Origin of the sequence: Streptomyces sp. NPDC096205, assembly GCF_044763135.1 — a bacterium.
Classification (GTDB): domain Bacteria; phylum Actinomycetota; class Actinomycetes; order Streptomycetales; family Streptomycetaceae; genus Streptomyces.
This window is the reverse complement of sequence record NZ_JBIWFS010000003.1, coordinates 303,948-323,616: the sequence shown is the minus strand read 5'-3', so window position 1 is coordinate 323,616 and position 19,669 is coordinate 303,948. Positions and strand designations below refer to the sequence as shown.

The window sequence follows — 19,669 nt, the reverse complement described above, 5'->3', positions numbered from 1 at the left end:
CCGCGCACCCCGCCCACCGGACACCCGTGGCCGGAACGGACAGTCCGCTCCGGCCACGAGGATCACGGCACTGCGATGCCGCTCAGCGCATCTCGGCCGGCACCCTCGCCAGCCGCTCCCGCACCACCCCGGTCACGTCCTGCCGGTGCGGCACGAGGAAGAAGTGGGCGCCCTCGGCGAAGACCTCCAGGTCGAAGTCGCCGGAGGTGTGCTCCGCCCAGGCGGCGGCCTCCTCCACCGTGCACTTCGGGTCGCCCTCCCCGACCAGCGCCGTGACCGGACAGGCCACCCGCGCCGCCGGATCGGGCCGGTAGGTCTCGATCGCCCGGTAGTCGTTGCGGACCACCGGGAGGATCATCCGCAGCGTGTCCGGGTCGGTCAGCAGCCGCCGGTCCGTCACACCGTTGTTCAGCATCTCCGCGATCAGCCCGTCGTCACCCATGAGATGGACCGTCTCGGGCCTGCGCTCGCTGGACGGCGCCCGCCGCCCGGACAGGAAGAGCCGCTCGGGCCCCCGGCCCAGCCGCTCCTCCATGCGGAGAGCCACCTCGAAGGCCAGTGCCGCGCCCATGCTGTGCCCGAAGAACACGAGCCGCTGCTCCGAGCCGGCCGGCGCCACCTCCGCGTAGATCAGCTCGGCCAGTTCACCGATGTCGGCGACAAGGGATTCCCGATAGCGCTCCTGCCGCCCCGGATACTGAATCGTCAGCGTATCCACATAGGGCGCCAGATCCACCGTGTGCGGATGGAAGAAGCTCGCCGAACCTCCCGCGTGCGGAAAGAAAACGACGACTTGATCTGTGCCGGCCACCGGATGAAATCGCCGCAGCCACGGGCTTTCGTCGGTCATGAAACGTCCGTGCAAGAGAGGTCTCCCGAGTTCGACAGTTCACTCATCACGTACTCCGCGAGAAGCCTGGGCGTGGGGCAGTCGTAGACGATACCCAGCGCGATGTCGAGTTCTGTGGCCGTCCGCAAGGAATTCCCGAATTCCACCGCTGCCAAAGAAGTGAACCCGAGATCCAGGAAATCGTCGTCCGGCCCGATGTCGGTACCCGCCGCATGCCCCAGCGCCTTGGCGGCCTCCTGCCGTACGACCTCCAGCACCAGGCCCATACGCTCGGCCTCCGGCAGCCCCGCCAGCCGGTCCGGCAGCAGCAGGGGAGCCCCCGCGGTTTCCTGGGCCGGCGTCTCGTCCCCGGCCGCCGCCTCCTCCAGCAACTGCAGCCGCCACTTCGCCAGCAACGGCAGGGCCCGGGACAGCGCGTCCCGCTCGTCCATCGGCAGCCCGTCCTGCACCCCGCCGATCAACTCGGCCAGCGCATCCGCGTCCTCCGCCTCCACGGCCCCCCAGAAACGCCCCTCGACACTGCCTCGCGCGGCCCCGGTGAGGGGGGTGCCGGGCTTGGAGCGGAGCCAGTAGCGGCTGTGCTGGAAGGCGTAGGTGGGCAGCTCGACGTGCCTGGTCGGCTCGGGCAGCAGCGGGGCCCAGTCGACGGTGACGCCCCGGGTGTAGGCGCTGCCCAGCCCCTTGAGGAACGTCCGGGCCTCGGGCCGGTCCCGGCGCTGCGTGGCGATCGCAGTGACGGTGTCGTCGCCGGTGAGGGACTCGCGGGCAAGGGCGGTGAGGATGCCGTCGGGGCCGAGCTCCAGCAGCGTGGTCACGCCTTCGGCCCGCATGGCGTCGACGCCGTCGGCGAAACGGACTGCTTCGCGGACGTGGCGGACCCAGTACTCGGGGTCCTGGAGCAGGCCCGGCTCGGCGAGACGGCCGGTGACGTTGGAGACCACCGGGATAGTCGGCGGCTGGTACGAGATGGACGCCGCGACCTTGCGGAAGTCGTCCAGCATCGGCTCCATGAGCGGGGAGTGGAAGGCGTGGCTGACCTTGAGACGGGTCGTCTTACGGTCCTGGAAGTGCGCCTGGATCGTGAGGACTTCAGCTTCAGCGCCGGAGATCACCACCGAGCGGGGGCCGTTGACGGCAGCGATACCGACGCCGTCCGTCAGCAGCGGACGCACCTCGTCCTCGGTCGCCTGAAGCGCGACCATCGCCCCACCCGCAGGCAACGCCTGCATCAGCCGACCGCGAGCAGCGATCAACCGGACAGCATCCTGGAGGGAGAAGACCCCGGCCACATGCGCGGCAGCGATCTCACCCACCGAGTGGCCACCGACCACCGACGGCTTCACGCCGAAGTGCTCGGCCAGCCGGAACAACGCCACCTCAACAGCGAACAGCGCAGGCTGCGTGAAAGCCGTCTGGTTCAGCTGCTCCGGGTCTTCACCCCAGACAACGTCTCGCAGCGGAAGCTCCAGCTCAGCAGCCACCGCGTCAAAGGCCTCGGCGAACACGGGGAAGGCGTCGTACAGCTCGCGCCCCATCCCGAGCCGCTGAGCCCCCTGACCCGTGAAAAGCACACCCAGCCCACCCGGCACCACCCGGCCGCCGACCACAGACGACAGCCCGGCGACGAGCTCCTCCCGGGTCTCGCCGAGGACAACTGCCCGATGGTCGAACAGCGTCCGCTGCCCCAGCAGGGCCGCACCGATGTCCCGTACGTCGCCCTCCACAGAGGCCAGCTTCGCTGCCTGACCGGCCAGCGCCTCCGCACTGCGGGCGGAGATCACCCACGGGACGAGACCGCCGGCGGAAGGAGTACGCATCGGCTCGGGCTGCGGCTCGGGCTCTTCGAGGATGACGTGGGCGTTGGTGCCGCTGATGCCGAAGGACGACACACCGGCCCGGCGCGGACGCCCGTCTCGCGAGGCCCATTCACGCTGCTCGGTCAGCAGTTCCACGGCCCCTGCCGACCAGTCGACGTGCGGGGACGGCTCGGTGACGTGCAGGGTCTGCGGCAGCACACCATGCCGCATCGCCATCACCATCTTGATCACGCCACCGACACCGGCAGCCGCCTGCGCATGCCCGATGTTGGACTTCAACGACCCGAGCCACAGCGGCCCTTCACGGTCCTGCCCGTACGTGGCGAGGATGGCCTGCGCCTCGATCGGGTCCCCCAGCGAGGTACCCGTCCCATGCGCCTCCACCGCGTCCACGTCAGCAGGCGACAGCCCGGCTGAGGCCAGTGCCTGCCGGATCACCCGCTGCTGCGAGGGACCGTTCGGCGCCGTCAGACCGTTGCTGGCGCCGTCCTGGTTCACCGCGGTGCCCCGGACGACGGCCACCACCGGATGCCCGTTGCGCCGCGCGTCCGACAGCCGCTCCAGCGCGACCAGACCCGCGCCCTCCGCCCACACAACCCCGTCCGCGTCCGCGGAGAACGCCTTCGAGCGGCCGTCGGGGGCGAGGCCGCGCTGGCGGCTGAACTCCACGAAGGCGTTGGGGGTGGCCATGACGGTCACGCCGCCGGCGAGGGCGAGGTCGCACTCGCCGTGCCGGAGGGCCTGCGCGGCCATGTGGAGGGACACGAGGGACGACGAGCAGGCCGTGTCGACGCTGACGGCAGGGCCTTCGAGGCCGAGCGTGTACGAGATGCGCCCGGAGGCCACGCTGCCCGCGCTGCCGATGCCCAGGTAGCCCTCGAACTCCTCCGGCGCCGACTCGAACCGGGTCGCGTAGTCCTGGTACATGACGCCGGTGTAGACGCCCGTACGGCTGCCCCGCAGGCTCGTCGGGTCGATACCCGCCCGCTCCAGCGCCTCCCAGGCCGTCTCCAGCAGGAGCCGCTGCTGCGGGTCGACGGCCAGCGCCTCGCGCGGGGAGATCCCGAAGAACGCCGCGTCGAATTCGGCGGCACTGTCCAGGAACCCGCCCTGAAGGAGGTAGCTCGTGCCCGGCTTTGCGGGGTCGGGGTCGTAGAGGGCGTCGGTGTCCCAGCCGCGGTCGGCCGGGAAGTCGCCGATGGCGTCGGCGCCCTCGGACACCAGCCGCCACAGGTCCTCCGGCGAGGACACCCCGCCCGGGAACCGGCAGCCCATGCCCACGATCACGATCGGGTCGTCGTCGACCACAGCGGTCGGCAGGTCCTCCACTCGCACGGCCGCTTGTACGCCGACCAGCTCGCCGGCCATGAACGCGGCCAGGTCGGCGGCGTTCGGGTAGTCGAAGACGAGGGTCGTGGGCAGGGAGAGGCCCGTCACCGCGTTCAGGCGGTTGCGCAGTTCGACGGCGGTCAGCGAGTCGAAGCCGAGTTCGCTGAAGGCCCGCTCGGGGCGGATCGCGTCGCCGCCCGCGTGTCCGAGGACGTCGGCGACCTGCCCGGTCACCAGATCGAGGACGGCCTGCTGCCGCTCGGCCGGCGCCAGCCGCGCCAGCCGCTCCACCAGGCCCGACTCGCCCCGGCCCGCCGCAGCGGCCCGACGCACCCGGACCAGGCCCTGGAGGATCTCCGGCAGCGTGCCCGCTCGGGCCCGTGCCTTCAGCGCCGGCTCGTCCAGCTTCACGGCGACGACCGCACCGCGCTCGGAACGGAGACCCGCGTCGAAGAGGCTGAGGGCCTCGGCGTTCGACATCGGGGCGATGCCCGAGCGGGACAGCCGCACCCGGTCGGCCTCCCCGAGGTCATGGGTCATGCCGTCCGCCTCGCCCCACAGACCCCAGGCCAGGGAGACGGCAGGCAGCCCGGCGGCCCGGCGCTGCTCGGCCAGGGCGTCCAGGAACACGTTGGCGGCGGCGTAGTTGGCCTGGCCGCCGGTGCCGACGACTCCGGCCACCGACGAGAACAGCACGAACGCCGCCAGGTCCAGGTCCGCGGTCAGCTCGTGCAGGTTCCAGGCGGCGTCGACCTTCGGCCGCAGCACCGTCTCGAACCGCTCCGGCGACAGCGCGGCCAGCACACCGTCGTCCAGGACACCGGCGGCGTGGACCACACCCGTCAGCGGGTGCTCCGCAGGGACCTGCTCCAGCAGCTCGGCGAGCGCCGCCCGGTCCGCGATGTCACAGGCCGCCAGCGTGACCTCCGCACCGAGTCCCGCCAGCTCCGCCTCGAGTTCAGCGGCGCCCGCCGCCTGCGCCCCGCGCCGGGACACCAGCAGCAGATGCCGTACGCCGTGCTCGACGACCAGATGCCGCGCCACGACCCGGCCCAGCGCGCCGGTCGCGCCGGTCACCAGGACCGTGCCCGCCGGAGCGAAGGTGCCTTGCGCTTCGGGCTGCGTCTGACGCACCAGACGTGGCGTGTAGGCGACGCCGCCGCGCACCGCCAGCTGATCCACACCGAGGCTCGACACCGGCCCCAGGTCGGGGAGCCCGTCCACCGCAGGGTCGGCGTCCACCAGGACGAACCGCCCCGGATACTCGGCCTGCGCCGAACGCACCAGACCCCAGACGGCAGCGGCCGCGACGTCCGGCGCACCTTCACCCTGCACCTGCACCGCGCCCCGGGTCACGACGACCAGCCGCTCCCCCTCGGGCAGCTCCCGCACCCGCTCCAGCACCGCGAAGAGCTGCTCCCGCACCAGCTCAGGGACCTCACCCGAACCCGAAGGCACGACAAAGACCGTGTGCTCTGCGGTGCTCTCGCCCGACGGCGCGGGCACCCACTCCACGCCGAGGAGAGGCAGGGCGCTGCTCGCGCCCACCGCCTGGCGCAGTTGCTCCTCGCTCACCTGGCGGGCCGCGACGGACCGGGCGGCGAGCACGGGCCGGCCGCTGTCGTCGTACGCCGTCAGCCGCACGGAGTCGGTGTCCGTGCCGCTGAGGTGGACACGGAGGCCGGTGGCGGCCGTGGCGTGGAGTTCGACGCCCTCCCAGGCGAAGGGCAGCCGCATGGTGTCCGTGCCGTCGGCGGCGATCACGGCGTGCAGCACCGAGTCGAGCAGGGCGGGGTGGATGCCGAACGCGTCCGCGTCTCCGGCCGGTTCGGCCGGGAGGGCGACCTCGGCGAACACCTCGCCGCCCCGCCGCCACACGGCCCGCAGGCCCTGGAAGGCCGGGCCGTAGCCGTAACCGCGCCCGGCGGCCTCCTCGTAGAACGACGAGACGTCCAGCGCCTCGACGTCGGCCGGCGGCCACACGGCCAGCTCCGAGGGCACGTCGTCCGCAGCGGTCAGCGTCCCGTGGGCGTGCCGCTGCCAGGGTGCACCCGGCACATCCGGACGGGCGTGGATGTCCAGCCGGTGCCGGCCCGCCTCGTCGGCCCCGCCGACCACCACCTGCACCTGCACGGCACCCTGCTCGGGCAGCATGAGCGGCGCTTCCAGGGCCAGTTCCTCGACCCGGTCCAGGCCGACCTCGTCGGCCGCCCGCAGCGCCACCTCGACGAACGCCGTACCGGGCACGAGCACGGTGTCGAAGACCGCATGGTCCGCCAGCCACGGATGCGTGGCCAGGGAGAGCCGACCGGTCAGGACGACCCCGTCGCCCTCCGCCAGCGGCACCGCCGCACCCAGCAGCGGATGTTCCACGGCCCCCAGCCCCAGCGCCACCGCGTCGCCCGGGGCGTCCGGTACGTCGAGCCAGTAGCGCTCGCGGTCGAACGCGTAGGTGGGCAGATCGACATGGCGTGCCTCGGCGGGCAGCAGCGGAGCCCAGTCCACCGCGACACCGCGCGCGTATGCAGTGGCCAGTGCGGTGAGGAAGGTCCGGGCCTCGGGCCGGTCCCGGCGCTGGACGGCGATCGCCGCCACCGTCTCGTCCCCCGCGAGGGTCTCCTGCGCCAGCGCCGTCAGAATCCCGTCCGGCCCCAGCTCCAGCAGCGTCACCGCACCCGCGCCGCGCATGGCGTCGACGCCGTCGGCGAAACGGACCGCTTCGCGGACGTGGCGGACCCAGTACTCGGGGTCCTGGAGCAGGCCCGGCTCGGCGAGACGGCCGGTGACGTTGGAGACCACCGGGATCTTCGCCGCCTCGTACGAGATGGACGCCGCGACCTTGCGGAAGTCGTCCAGCATCGGCTCCATCAGCGGCGAGTGGAAGGCGTGGCTGACCTTGAGCCGGGTCGTCTTACGGTCCGCGAAGTGCGCCTGCACGGCCAGCACTTCGGCCTCCACGCCGGAGATCACCACCGAGCGCGGCCCGTTGACGGCGGCGATACCGACCCCGTCCGTCAGCAGCGGACGCACCTCGTCCTCGGTCGCCTGAAGCGCGACCATCGCCCCACCCGCAGGCAAGGCCTGCATCAGCCGGCCCCGGGCAGCGATCAACCGAGCCGCATCCTGGAGGGAAAACACCCCGGCCACATGCGCGGCAGCGATCTCACCCACCGAGTGACCGCCCACCACCGACGGCTTGACGCCGAAGTGCTCGGCCAGCCGGAACAGCGCCACCTCGACAGCGAACAGCGCAGGCTGCGTGAACCCCGTCTGGTTCAGCCGCTCAGCGTCTTCGCCCCAGACGACCTCCCGCAGCGGAAGCTCAAGCTCACCCGCCACCGCGTCAAAGGCCTCGGCAAAGGCAGGGAAGGCCTCGTACAACTCCCGGCCCATCCCCAGCCGCTGAGCCCCCTGACCCGTGAAAAGCAGGCCTACTCCGCCAGGCACCACACCACCAGCAGGCAGGCGGCCGTCAGCCACAGAGGCCAGCCCAGCAACAAGTTCATCCCGAGACTCACCCAGTACCACAGCCCGCTGATCGAACCCGGCCCGCTGCTTCAGCAGGGCCGCGCCTATGTCACGTATGTCCCCCTCCACAGCGGCCAGCTTCTCGGCCTGGCCCGCGAGGGCACCCGCGCTGCGGGCGGAGATCACCCACGGCACGAGCCCCCCGGCGGAGGGAGCGGACTGGGTCTCGGGCTCCGGCTCGCCCTCTTCGAGGATGACGTGGGCGTTGGTGCCGCTGATCCCGAAGGACGACACGCCGGCCCGGCGCGGACGCCCGTCCTGCACCCGCCACTCACGGGACTCCGTCAGCAGCTCCACGGCCCCCGCCGACCAGTCCACGTGCGGGGACGGCTCGGTCACGTGCAGGGTCTGCGGCAGCACACCATTCCGCATCGCCATGACCATCTTGATCACGCCACCGACACCCGCAGCCGCCTGAGCGTGTCCGATGTTGGACTTCAACGAGCCCAGAAGCAGAGGCTGTTCACGGTCCTGCCCGTACGTCGCGATCAGCGCCTGCGCCTCGATCGGGTCCCCGAGCGAGGTACCCGTCCCATGCGCCTCCACCGCGTCCACGTCAGCAGGGGACAGCCCGGCCGAAGCCAGTGCCTGCCGGATCACCCGCTGCTGCGAAGGACCGTTCGGCGCCGTCAGACCATTGCTCGCGCCGTCCTGGTTCACCGCGCTGCCCCGCAGCACCGCCAACACGCGGTGGCCGTTGCGCCGGGCGTCCGACAGCCGCTCCAGGAGCAGGAGTCCCAGGCCCTCGGACCAGCCGGCGCCGTCGGCATCTGCGGAGAAGGCCTTGCAGCGACCGTCGGGGGACATCGCGCGCTGCCGGCTGAACTCCACGAACAGCTCCGGCGTGGCCATCACGGTCACGCCGCCGGCCAGGGCCAGTGAGCACTCGTCCTTGCGCAGGGCCTGCGCGGCGAGGTGGATGGCGACCAGGGACGAGGAGCAGGCGGTGTCGACGCTCACCGCGGGGCCCTCCAGGCCCAGGGTGTAGGCGACACGGCCGGAGGCCACGCTGCCCGCGCTGCCGATGCCGAAGTACGCCTCGAACTCCTCCGGCGGGTGCGGGAAGCGGGTCGCGTAGTCGTTGTACATGACGCCCGTGTAGACGCCCGTACGGCTGCCGCGCAGGCTCGTCGGGTCGATGCCCGCCCGCTCCAGCGCCTCCCAGGCCGTCTCCAGCAGCAGGCGCTGCTGCGGGTCGACGGCCAGCGCCTCGCGCGGGGAGATGCCGAAGAAGGCCGGGTCGAAGTCGGCGGCGTCGTAGAGGAAGCCGCCCTGGGTGGAGTAGGACTTGCCCACCGCGTCGGGGTCCGGGTCGTACAGGCCCTCCGCGTCCCAGCCGCGGTCGGCCGGGAAGTCACCGATGGCGTCGACGCCGTCGGCGACCAGCCGCCACAGGTCCTCCGGGGAGGACACCCCGCCGGGGAAGCGGCACGCCATGCCGACGATGGCGATCGGCTCCCCTGCGGCGGCCTCCAGTTCCTCGTTGAGCCGGCGCAGCCGCTCGGACTCCTTGACCGAGGCACGGAGCGCTTCGAGAAGTTGCTCGTTGGATGTTGCCATGTCCGTTCTCCAGGCTCGCTGTCGTGTCTCGGTGGTCAGGAGGAGGTCTTGCCGAGGGCCAGGGCGATGAGGCTGTCGGCGTCCATGTCGTCGATCGCCTCCTCGGCCGTGGGCCCGGCGTCCGCCTCGGATGCGCCGTGGGCCGGCTGGGCGAGGGCGACGAGGTCCGCCATCAGGCCCGACGCGCGAAGCGTCGCCAGCGGGATGCTGGTGAGGAGCGCCCGCACCTCGGCCTCGTCCATGTCGTCCGGCACCGGCTCACCGGCGGGCTCGGCCTGTTCGAGCACGTACTGGGCGACGGCCTCCGGGGTCGGATAGTCGAAGACCAGGGTGGTCGGCAGGGTCAGGCCGGTCGCCGCGTTGAGCCGGTTGCGCAGCTCGACCGCGATGAGGGAGTCGAAGCCGATCTCCTTGAAGCTGCGCGCGGGGGCGACCGTGTCGGCGGAGGCGTGGCCGAGGACGGCCGCGACATGGCCCGCGACCAGGTCGAGGACCAGCTGGGCGCGTTCCGCCGCGGGCACCCGGGCCAGGCGTTCGGCCAGTCCGGCCTCGCCGACGGCCGCGGTCGCGGTACGGCGGGCGCGCACCAGGCCGCTCAGCATCTCCGGCAGGGTGCCGGCCTGGGCCTGGCCACGCAGGCCCGTCATGTCGAACTTGGCCACGACCGAGGTGGTCCGCCCGGTCGCGAGGGCCGCGTCGAGCAGGGCGGCGCCTTCGGTGTTGGACAGCGGGGCGATACCGAGGCGTGCGATACGGGAGAGGTCGGCCGCCTCCATCTGCCCGGTCATGTCGCTGGTCTCGCTCCACAGGCCCCAGGCCAGGGAGGCGGCGGGCAGTCCGGACGCCCGGCGCTGCTCGGCGAGCGCGTCCAGGAACACGTTGGCGGCGGCGTAGTTGGCCTGGCCTCCGGCACCGAGCACGCCGGCCATGGAGGAGAACAGGACGAACGCCGACAGGTCCAGGTCCGCGGTCAGCTCGTGCAGGTTCCAGGCGGCGTCGACCTTGGGCCGCAGCACCGTCTCGAACCGCTCCGGCGACAGGGCCGAGAGCACACCGTCGTCCAGGACACCGGCCGCATGGATCACGCCCGTCAGCGGGTGCTCCGGCGACACCGACGCCAGCAGCTCGGCAAGAGCAGCCCGGTCCGCGATGTCACAGGCCGCCAGCGTGACCTCCGCACCGAGTCCCGCCAGCTCCGCCTCGAGTTCAGCGGCGCCCGCCGCCTGCGCCCCGCGCCGGGACACCAGCAGCAGATGCCGTACGCCGTGCTCGACGACCAGATGCCGCGCCACGACCCGGCCCAGGGCGCCCATCGCGCCGGTCAGCAGGACCGTACCGGCCGGGTCGAAGACCACCGGCTCGCCGGACGGCGTCTCCTGGCGCGCCAGGCGCGGCACGTACGCCGTACCGCCGCGGACCGCGACCTGGCCGGCGCCGCCCGCCAGGACCGAGCCCAGCAGGGCCACGGACGAGGGGCGGTCGTCGAGGTCGACGACGGCCAGCCGGCCGGGGTTCTCCGTCTGGGCCGTGCGCAGCAGACCCCATACGGCCGCGGCCGTCAGGTCCGGGGTCTCCTCCTCGCCCACGGCGACGGCGCCGCGGGTGACGACGACCAGCCGGGACTGAGCGCTGCGCTCGTCCGCCAGCCACTCCTGCACCCGGGCCAGCACCTCGAACAGCGGCTCCCGCACCCGCGCGGGCAGGTCGCCGCCGTCCTGGCGGCCCTCGACGAGCAGCAGGACGTCGGAGGGGATCTGTCCCTCGGAGAGCGCGGTGAACTCGATCCCGGACGCCGTCAGGCGCTCGGCGCCCGAGGACAGCAGGGCCGCCTTCGTCACCGGGTTCTCGGTCGGTGCGGGCGCCTCGGACCACTCGACGCCGAACACCGGCAGCTGGGCCGCCGCGCCCACGGCCGCCCGCAGTTGCTGCTCGGTGACCGCGCGGGCCGTCAGCGAGCCGACGCTCACCACCGGGGCCCCGGTGGCGTCGTAGCCGCGGACCTTCATGGTGTCGGTGTGCAGGTCGCCGATGTGGACGCGCAGGGTCGAGGCGGCCGTGGCGTGCAGTTCGACGCCCTCCCAGGCGAAGGGCAGCCGCATCGTCTCCACGCCCCCGGCGGCCAGCACCGCGTGCAGCGCCGAGTCGAGCAGGGCGGGGTGGATGCCGAACGCGTCCGCGTCACCGGCGTGCCCGTCGGCGAGGGCGACCTCGGCGAACACCTCGTTGCCGCGCCGCCACACGGCCCGCAGGCCCTGGAAGACCGGGCCGTAGCCGTAGCCGCGGGCGTCGGCTTCCTCGTAGAACGACGTCACGTCCAGCGCCTGGGCGCCCACCGGCGGCCATGCCCCGGCGAACTCCGCGGCCGTGCCCTGTGCGCCGGACAGCGTGCCCTGCGCGTGCCGCTGCCAGGTGCCGCCGTCGCCCTCCGGGCGGGAGTGCACGCCCACCGCGCGCCGGCCCGCCTCGTCGGGCGCGCCGACCACCACCTGCACCTGCACCGCGCCGCCCGCGGACAGCGCCAGCGGTGCCTCCAGCGTCAGGTCCTGCACCCGGTCGAGCCCGACCTCGTCCGCGGCGCGCAGCGCCATCTCGACGAACGCCGTGCCCGGCAGCAGGACCGTGCCGAACACCGCGTGGTCCGCCAGCCACGGCAGCGCCGACAGCGACAGCCGTCCCGTCAGGACGACACCGTCGCCCTCCGCCAGCGGCACCGCGGCACCCAGCAGCCCGTGGCCGACCGCGTCCAGGCCGACGGAGGCCACGTCACCGCCGCCCGCCACCATGTCCAGCCAGTAACGGCTGTGCTGGAAGGCGTACGTGGGCAGCTCGACGTGCCCGGTCCCGGCCGGGAGCAGCGGGGACCAGTCCACGGGGACGCCGACGGTGTACGCCTGCGCCAGCGAGCCGGCGAAGCGGCGCAGACCGCCCTCGTCGCGGCGCAGGGACGGGACGGCCACCGCACGGGCGCCCGCCGCCTCCGCCGTCTCCGTGACGCCCGCGGCCAGCACGGCGTGCGGGCTGCACTCGACGAACGCGGTGAAGCCGTCGTCGAGCAGCTTGCGCACGACCGGCTCGAAGAGGACCGGGCGACGGCAGTTCTCGTAGATGTACTCGGCGTCGATCTCGGAGCCGTCGAGGATCTCGCACGTGGTGGTGGAGTACAGCGGGACCGTCCCCGGGCGCGACCGCACGAAGCGCACGCTCTCGGTCAACTCGTCGCGCACTCCCTCCAGTTGCGGCGAGTGCGAGGCCACCGAGGCGACCACCCTGACCCGGACCTCCGCGGCGGTCAGCGCCGCCACGAACTCCTCGGCCGCGTCCGCGTCACCGGCCACGGTGACCGCCGCGGGACCGTTGAGCCCGGCGAGCGACAGCCGGCCCTCGAACGGCTCCAGCCACGGCCCGGCCTCGTCCGCGGACAGCCCCACCGCCACCACGGCCCCACGGCCGTCCAGGTGCTCGGCGAACATCCGCGAACGCACCACGATCACCCGCGCGGCGTCCTCCAGCGTCAGCGCACCGGCCACACACGCGGCCGCGATCTCGCCCTGCGAGTGCCCGATCACGGCGTCCGGCTCGACCCCGTACGACCGCCACAGCGCGGCCAGCGACACCATCACGGCGAACAGCACGGGCTGGACGACCTCGATGCGCTCCAGCGACGGCGCGCCCTCACCGCCGCGCAGCGCCGCCTCGACCGACCAGTCGACGTGCGCCTCGATCGCCGCGGCACACTCGGCCAGCCGCTCGGCGAACACCGGCGACTCCTCGGCGAGCTGCGTGGCCATGCCGACCCACTGCGAACCCTGACCGGGGAAGACGAACACGGTCTTGCCGGCCTGGTCGGCTGTTCCCGTCACGACGTCCGCGGACGCCTCCCCGGCGCTCAACGCCTCAAGAGCAGCGAGGAGTTCGTCCCGCGTCTCACCGAGGACGACCGCGCGGTGGTCGAACTCCGCCCGCTGGTTGAGCAGGGCCGCGCCGATCTCTCGTACGTCCCCGTCGACGGCGGTCAGCTTCGCTGCCTGACCCGCCAGCGCCTCCGCACTGCGGGCGGAGATCACCCACGGGACGAGACCGCCGGCGGAAGGAGTACGCATCGGCTCGGGCTGCGGCTCGGGCTCTTCGAGGATGACGTGGGCGTTGGTGCCGCTGATGCCGAACGACGACACACCGGCCCGGCGCGGACGCCCGTCTCGCGCGGACCATTCCCGCTGCTCGGTCAACAGCTCGACAGCACCGGCCGACCAGTCCACGTGCGGGGACGGCTCGGTGACGTGCAGGGTCTGCGGCAGGACACCATTGCGCATCGCCATGACCATCTTGATGACACCGCCGACACCCGCAGCGGCCTGGGCGTGTCCGATGTTGGACTTCAACGAGCCCAGGAACAGGGGCTCTTCGCGGTTCTGTCCGTAGGTCGCGATCAGTGCCTGCGCCTCGATCGGGTCCCCGAGCGAGGTACCCGTCCCATGCGCCTCCACCGCGTCCACATCAGCAGGCGACAGCCCCGCCGAAGCCAGCGCCTGCCGGATCACCCGCTGCTGCGAAGGACCGTTCGGCGCGGTCAGACCGTTGCTGGCGCCGTCCTGGTTCACCGCGCTGCCGCGTACGACGGCCAGCACCCGGTGCCCGTTGCGCCGCGCGTCCGACAGCCGCTCCAGCGCGACCAGGCCCGCGCCCTCCGCCCAGCCCGTGCCGTCGGCCTCGGCCGAGAACGCCCGGGAGCGGCCGGTCGGCGACAGCGCGCGCTGCCTGCTGAACTCGATGAACGTCGAGGGAGTGGCCATGACGGTCACACCGCCGGCCAGAGCCAGGTCGCACTCACCGCTCCGCAGCGCCTGCGCGGCCATGTGGATCGACACGAGGGACGACGAGCAGGCCGTGTCGACGCTGACCGCGGGTCCCTCCAGGCCGAGCGTGTAGGAGATACGGCCCGAGGCCACACTGCCCGCGCTGCCCAGGCCCAGGTGCCCCTCGAAGTCCTCGGGGAACTTGGCGCCGTGGCGCATGCTGTAGTCCTGGTACATGACGCCGGTGTAGACGCCCGTACGGCTGCCGCGAAGGCTCGTCGGGTCGATGCCCGCCCGCTCCAGCGCCTCCCAGGCCGTCTCCAGCAGCAGGCGCTGCTGCGGGTCGATGGTGAGCGCCTCGCGCGGGGAGATCCCGAAGAACCCGGCGTCGAACTCCGCCGCGTCCCGCAGGAAACCGGCCTCCGCCACATGGGTACGGCCCGGGGCGTCCGGGTCGGGGTCATAGAGGTGCTCCAGGTCCCAGCCGCGGTCGGTCGGAAAGTCGCCGATGGCGTCGACGCCCTCGGACACCAGCCGCCACAGGTCCTCCGGCGAGGACACCCCGCCCGGGAACCGGCAGCCCATGCCCACGATCACGATCGGGTCGTCGTCGACCACAGCGGTCGGCAGGTCCTGCTCGGCCGTCGAAGCCTGCTCCTCGCCGAGGAGTTCGGCACCGATGTGGTCGGCGAGCTCCGCCGGCGTCGGGTAGTCGAAGACCAGCGTGGTCGGGAGCAGCAGACCGGTCTCGGCCTTGAGCCGGTTGCGCAGCTCCACGGCGAGCAGGGAGTCGAAGCCGAGTTCGCTGAAGGCCCGCTCGGGGCGTACGGCGTCACCGTTCGTGTGCCCGAGGACCCCGGCGACCTGCCCGGTCACCAGGCCGAGGACGGCCTGCCGCCGCTCGGCCGGTGCCAGCCGCGCCAGCCGCTCCACCAGGCCCGACTCGCCCCGGCCCGCCGCAGCGGCCCGACGCACCCGGACCAGCTTGCGGAACACCTCCGGCAGCGTCCCGGCGCCGGCCTGCGCACGCAGCGCGGGCATGTCCCACTTCGCCGCCACCACGGCGCCGTCCGGCGAGCCGAGGGCGGAGTCGAGGAGGGCGAGGGCCTCGGCGTTGTTCATCGGGGCGATGCCCGAGCGCGACAGCCGCACCCGGTCCGCGTCCCCGAGGTCCTGCGTCATGCCGTCCGCCTCGCCCCACAGACCCCAGGCGACGGACACGGCGGCGAGGCCTGCCGTACGGCGGTGCTGGGCCAGGGCGTCGAGGAAGACGTTGGCGGCGGCGTAATTGGCCTGGCCGCCGGTGCCGACGACTCCGGCCACCGACGAGAACAGCACGAACGCCGACAGGTCCAGGTCGGTGGTCAGCTCGTGCAGGTTCCAGGCGGCGTCGACCTTGGGCCGCAGCACCGTCTCGAACCGCTCCGGCGACAGGGCCGACAGCACACCGTCGTCCAGGACACCGGCCGCATGGATCACGCCCGTCAGGGGGTGCTCCGCGGGGACCTGGCTCAGCAGCTCGGCGAGAGCAGCCCGGTCCGCGATGTCACAGGCCGCAAGCGTGACCTCCGCACCGAGTCCCGCCAGCTCCGCCTCCAGCTCACTGGCACCGGCAGCCTGCGCCCCGCGCCGGGACACCAGCAGCAGATGCCGTACGCCATGGTCGGTGACCAGATGCCGTGCCACGACCCGGCCCAGCGCACCGGTCGCGCCGGTCACCAGGACCGTGCCCGCCGGGTCGAGGGACACCGGCTCGCCGGAGGTCTCCTGGCGGGCCAGCCGGGGCACATAGGCGATGCCGTCGCGCACCGCCACCTGCTCGGCGTCGGTGCCGAGGTCCAGGTCGGGCAGCCCGTCCACCGCAGGGTCGGCGTCCACCAGGACGAACCGCCCCGGATACTCGGCCTGCGCCGAACGCACCAGACCCCACACCGCGGCGGCCGCCACGTCAGGCGACTCGACGCCGTCCACCGAGACCGCGCCCCGGGTGACGACGACCAGCCGCTCCCCCTCGGGCAGTTCCTGCACCTGCTCCAGCACCGCGAAGAGCTGCTCGCGCACCAGCTCGGGGACCTCACCCGAACCCGAAGGCACGACAAAGACCGTGTGACCTCCGGCGCTCTCGCCCGACGGGGCGGGCACCCACTCCAGCCGGAAGACCGGCGCGGACTCCGCCGCCCCGAGGAGCGAGCGGCCCTCGGGCACGGCCACCACGGTCAGCGCGTCGGCGGACGCCACCGGGCCACCGGCGGTGTCGGCGACCTGGACCTCCCAGGTCTCCGCACTGGCCCGGGTCAGCCGGACCCGCAGCTCGGTGGCACCCTGCGCGTGCAGCTCTACGCCCTCCCAGGCGAACGGCAGCCGCAGCGGCTCCAGGCCGTCCACCGCGAGGACGGTGTGCAGCGCGGAGTCGAGCAGGGCGGGGTGGATGCCGAACCGGTCGGCCTCACCCGCGTGTTCGGGGGCGAGAGCGACCTCGGCGAACACCTCGTCGCCGCGCCGCCACACGGCCCGCAGGCCCTGGAAGACCGGGCCGTAGCCGTAGCCGCGCCCGGCGGCCTCCTCGTAGAACGACGAGACGTCCAGCGCCTCGGCACCCTCCGGCGGCCACACCTCACCGAACCCGCCGGCCGCGCCCACCGCACCGGACAGCGTGCCCTGGGCGTGCCGCCGCCAGGGAGCGTCGTCGTCCGGCCGCGAGTGGATCTCCAGGCTGCGGCGGCCCTCGGCGTCGAGCTCTCCGACCACCACCTGGATCTGCGCGGCGCCCTGCTCCGGCAGGACGAGCGGCGCCTCCAGGGTGAGCGTCTCCACCCGGTCCAGACCCACCTCGTCGGCCGCCCGCAGCGCCAGGTCGACATAGGCCGTGCCGGGCAGCAGGACCGTACCGGCCACGGCGTGGTCCCTGAGCCAGGGCTGGCCTGCCATGGACAGCCGCCCGGTCATCACCCACCCGTCGCGCCCCGCCAGGGACACACCCGCACCGAGCAGCGGATGCCCCAGCGCACCGAGGCCCACAGAGGTGACGTCACCCAGGTCGGCCACCGCGTCCAGCCAGTAACGGCTGTGCTGGAAGGCGTAGGTGGGCAGCTCGACGTGCCTGCTCGGCTCCGGCAGCAGCGGGGCCCAGTCGACGGTGACGCCCCTCGTGTACGCGGCGGCCAGCCCGTCGAGGAAGGCCCGCACCTCGGGCCGGTCCCGGCGCTGCGTGGCGATCGCGGCGACCGACTCGTCGCCCGCGAGGGTCTGCTGCGCGAGAGCGGTGAGGACACCGTCGGGGCCCAGCTCCAGGAGGGTCACGACCCCCTCGGCCCGCATGGTCTCGACACCGTCGGTGAAGCGCACCGCTTCGCGGACGTGACGGACCCAGTACTCGGGGTCCTGGAGCAGGCCCGGCTCGGCGAGACGACCGGTGACATTGGAGACCACCGGGATCTTCGCCGCCTCGTACGAGATCGATGCGACGACCTTGCGGAAGTCGTCCAGCATCGGCTCCATCAGCGGGGAGTGGAAGGCGTGGCTGACCTTGAGCCGGGTCGTCTTACGGTCCGCGAAGTGCGCCTGCACGGCCAGGACTTCGGCTTCCACGCCGGAGATCACGACCGAGCGGGGGCCGTTGACGGCAGCGACACCGACCCCGTCGGTGAGCAGCGGACGTACTTCCTCCTCGGTGGCCTGGAGCGCGACCATCGCCCCACCCGCAGGCAACGCCTGCATCAGCCGGCCCCGAGCAGCGATCAGCCGAGCCGCATCCTGGAGCGAGAACACCCCGGCAACATGCGCCGCAGCGATCTCACCGACCGAGTGACCGCCCACCACCGACGGCTTGACGCCGAAGTGCTCGGCAAGCCGGAACAGCGCCACCTCGACAGCGAACAGCGCAGGCTGCGTGAACCCCGTCCGGTTCAACTGCCCAGCGTCTTCGCCCCAGACAACGTCCCGCAGCGGAAGCTCCAGCTCACCCGCCACCGCATCAAAAGCCTCGGCAAACACAGGGAAGGCCTCGTACAACTCCCGGCCCATCCCCAGCCGCTGAGCCCCCTGCCCCGTGAACAGCACACCGACACCACCCGGCGTGACCCGACCGCCGACCACAGACGACAGCCCCGCAACCAGCTCGTCCCGGGTCTCGCCCAGCACGACGGCCCGGTGGCCGAACACCGCCCGCTGCTTCAGCAGGGCCGCGCCGATCTCCCCGATCCCGGTGTCGGTCCCGGCCGCGAACGCGGCCAGCTTCTCGGTCTGCCCCGCCAATGCCTCCGCGCTGCGGGCGGACACCACCCAGGGCACGACGCCCGCGACCGGCGCGGGTGCCTCCACGGGCTCGGGCTCGGCCTCCTCCAGCACCACGTGGGCGTTGGTGCCGCTGATGCCGAAGGACGACACACCGGCCCGGCGCGGACGCCCGTCCTTCGCGGACCATTCACGCTGCTCGGTCAGCAATTCCACGGCCCCCGCCGACCAGTCGACGTGCGGGGACGGCTCGGTGACGTGCAGGGTCTGCGGCAGCACACCATGCCGCATCGCCATGACCATCTTGATGACGCCACCGACACCGGCAGCCGCCTGCGCATGCCCGATGTTCGACTTCAGAGAGCCCAGGAACAGCGGCCCTTCACGGTCCTGCCCGTACGTGGCGAGGATGGCCTGCGCCTCGATCGGGTCCCCCAGCGAGGTACCCGTCCCATGCGCCTCCACCGCGTCCACATCGGCGGCCGTGAGCCCCGCCGAAGCCAGCGCCTGCCGGATCACCCGCTGCTGCGAAGGACCGTTCGGTGCGGTCAGGCCGCTGCTCGCGCCGTCCTGGTTGACCGCGCTGCCCCGCAGCACGGCCAGTACCGGGTGTCCGTTGCGCCGGGCGTCCGAGAGCCGCTCCAGGACCAGCAGGCCCGCGCCCTCGGACCAGCCGGCGCCGTTGGCGTCGGCGGAGAAGGCCTTGCAGCGGCCGTCGGGGGACATGGCCCGCTGCCGGCTGAACTCGACGAACAGCTCGGGCGTCGCCATGACGGTCACGCCGCCGGCCAGGGCCAGCGTGCACTCGCCCTGCCGCAGGGACTGGGCGGCCATGTGGATGGCGACCAGCGAGGAGGAGCAGGCGGTGTCGACGCTGACCGCGGGGCCCTCCAGGCCGAGCGTGTAGGCGATACGGCCGGAGGCCACGCTGCCGATGCTGCCGGTGAGGAGGTGGCCCTCGAACTCCTCGGGGGCCATCTGGAAGCGGCCCCAGTAGTCCTGGTACATGACCCCGGAGAAGACGCCGGTGCGGCTGCCCCTCAGGGTCGTCGGGTCGATGCCGGCCCGCTCCAGCGCCTCCCAGGCCGTCTCCAGCAGCAGGCGCTGCTGCGGGTCGACGGCCAGCGCCTCGCGCGGGGAGATCCCGAAGAACTCGGCGTCGAAGTCGGCGGCGTCGTAGAGGAAACCGCCCTGGGTGGAGTAGGACTTGCCCACCGCGTCGGGGTCCGGGTCGTACAGGCCCTCCGCGTCCCAGCCGCGGTCGGCCGGGAACTCGCCGATCGCGTCCACGCCCTCGGACACCACCCGCCACAGGTCCTCCGGGGAGGACACCCCGCCCGGGAACCGGCAGCCCATCCCCACGACGGCGATGGGCTCACGGGCCCGTGCCTCGAGATCGCTCAGCTGCTGCCGCGCCTGCCGCAGATCGGCTGTCGCACGCTTCAGATAGTCGCGGAGCTTGTCCTCGTTCGTCGCCATGACGGCGTCGACCCCCTTGTGTGCACGTGTGGACGGTGAAACGGGATGGGATGGGATGGGTGGGTGAGCGGCCGGCCCGG

3 protein-coding genes are annotated in these 19,669 nt (G+C 72.9%); all 3 read right to left on the bottom strand.

Features of this window, described 5'->3' with window-relative positions; translation table 11 throughout:
• Window positions 1-82: 82 nt before the first annotated feature.
• The 3 genes from ACIQ6Y_RS13790 to ACIQ6Y_RS13780 are packed head-to-tail and all read right to left on the bottom strand — an operon-like array spanning window position 83 to window position 19,556.
• Window positions 83-850: a thioesterase II family protein gene (locus tag ACIQ6Y_RS13790; protein ID WP_404037082.1), complete on the bottom strand. Its 768-nt coding sequence runs from the start codon at window positions 848-850 to the stop codon at window positions 83-85.
• Window positions 847-9,123, bottom strand: coding sequence for an SDR family NAD(P)-dependent oxidoreductase (locus tag ACIQ6Y_RS13785; RefSeq protein WP_404038320.1), 8,277 nt, complete (start codon window positions 9,121-9,123; stop codon window positions 847-849). Before ACIQ6Y_RS13785 ends, ACIQ6Y_RS13790 begins: the two co-directional genes overlap by 4 nt.
• Window positions 9,120-19,556 carry an SDR family NAD(P)-dependent oxidoreductase gene (locus tag ACIQ6Y_RS13780; protein ID WP_404038317.1) on the bottom strand — a complete coding sequence of 3,479 codons (10,437 nt, stop codon included), beginning with the start codon at window positions 19,554-19,556 and terminating at the stop codon, window positions 9,120-9,122. The genes ACIQ6Y_RS13785 and ACIQ6Y_RS13780 overlap by 4 nt, the downstream gene beginning before the upstream one ends.
• Window positions 19,557-19,669 lie beyond the last annotated feature (113 nt).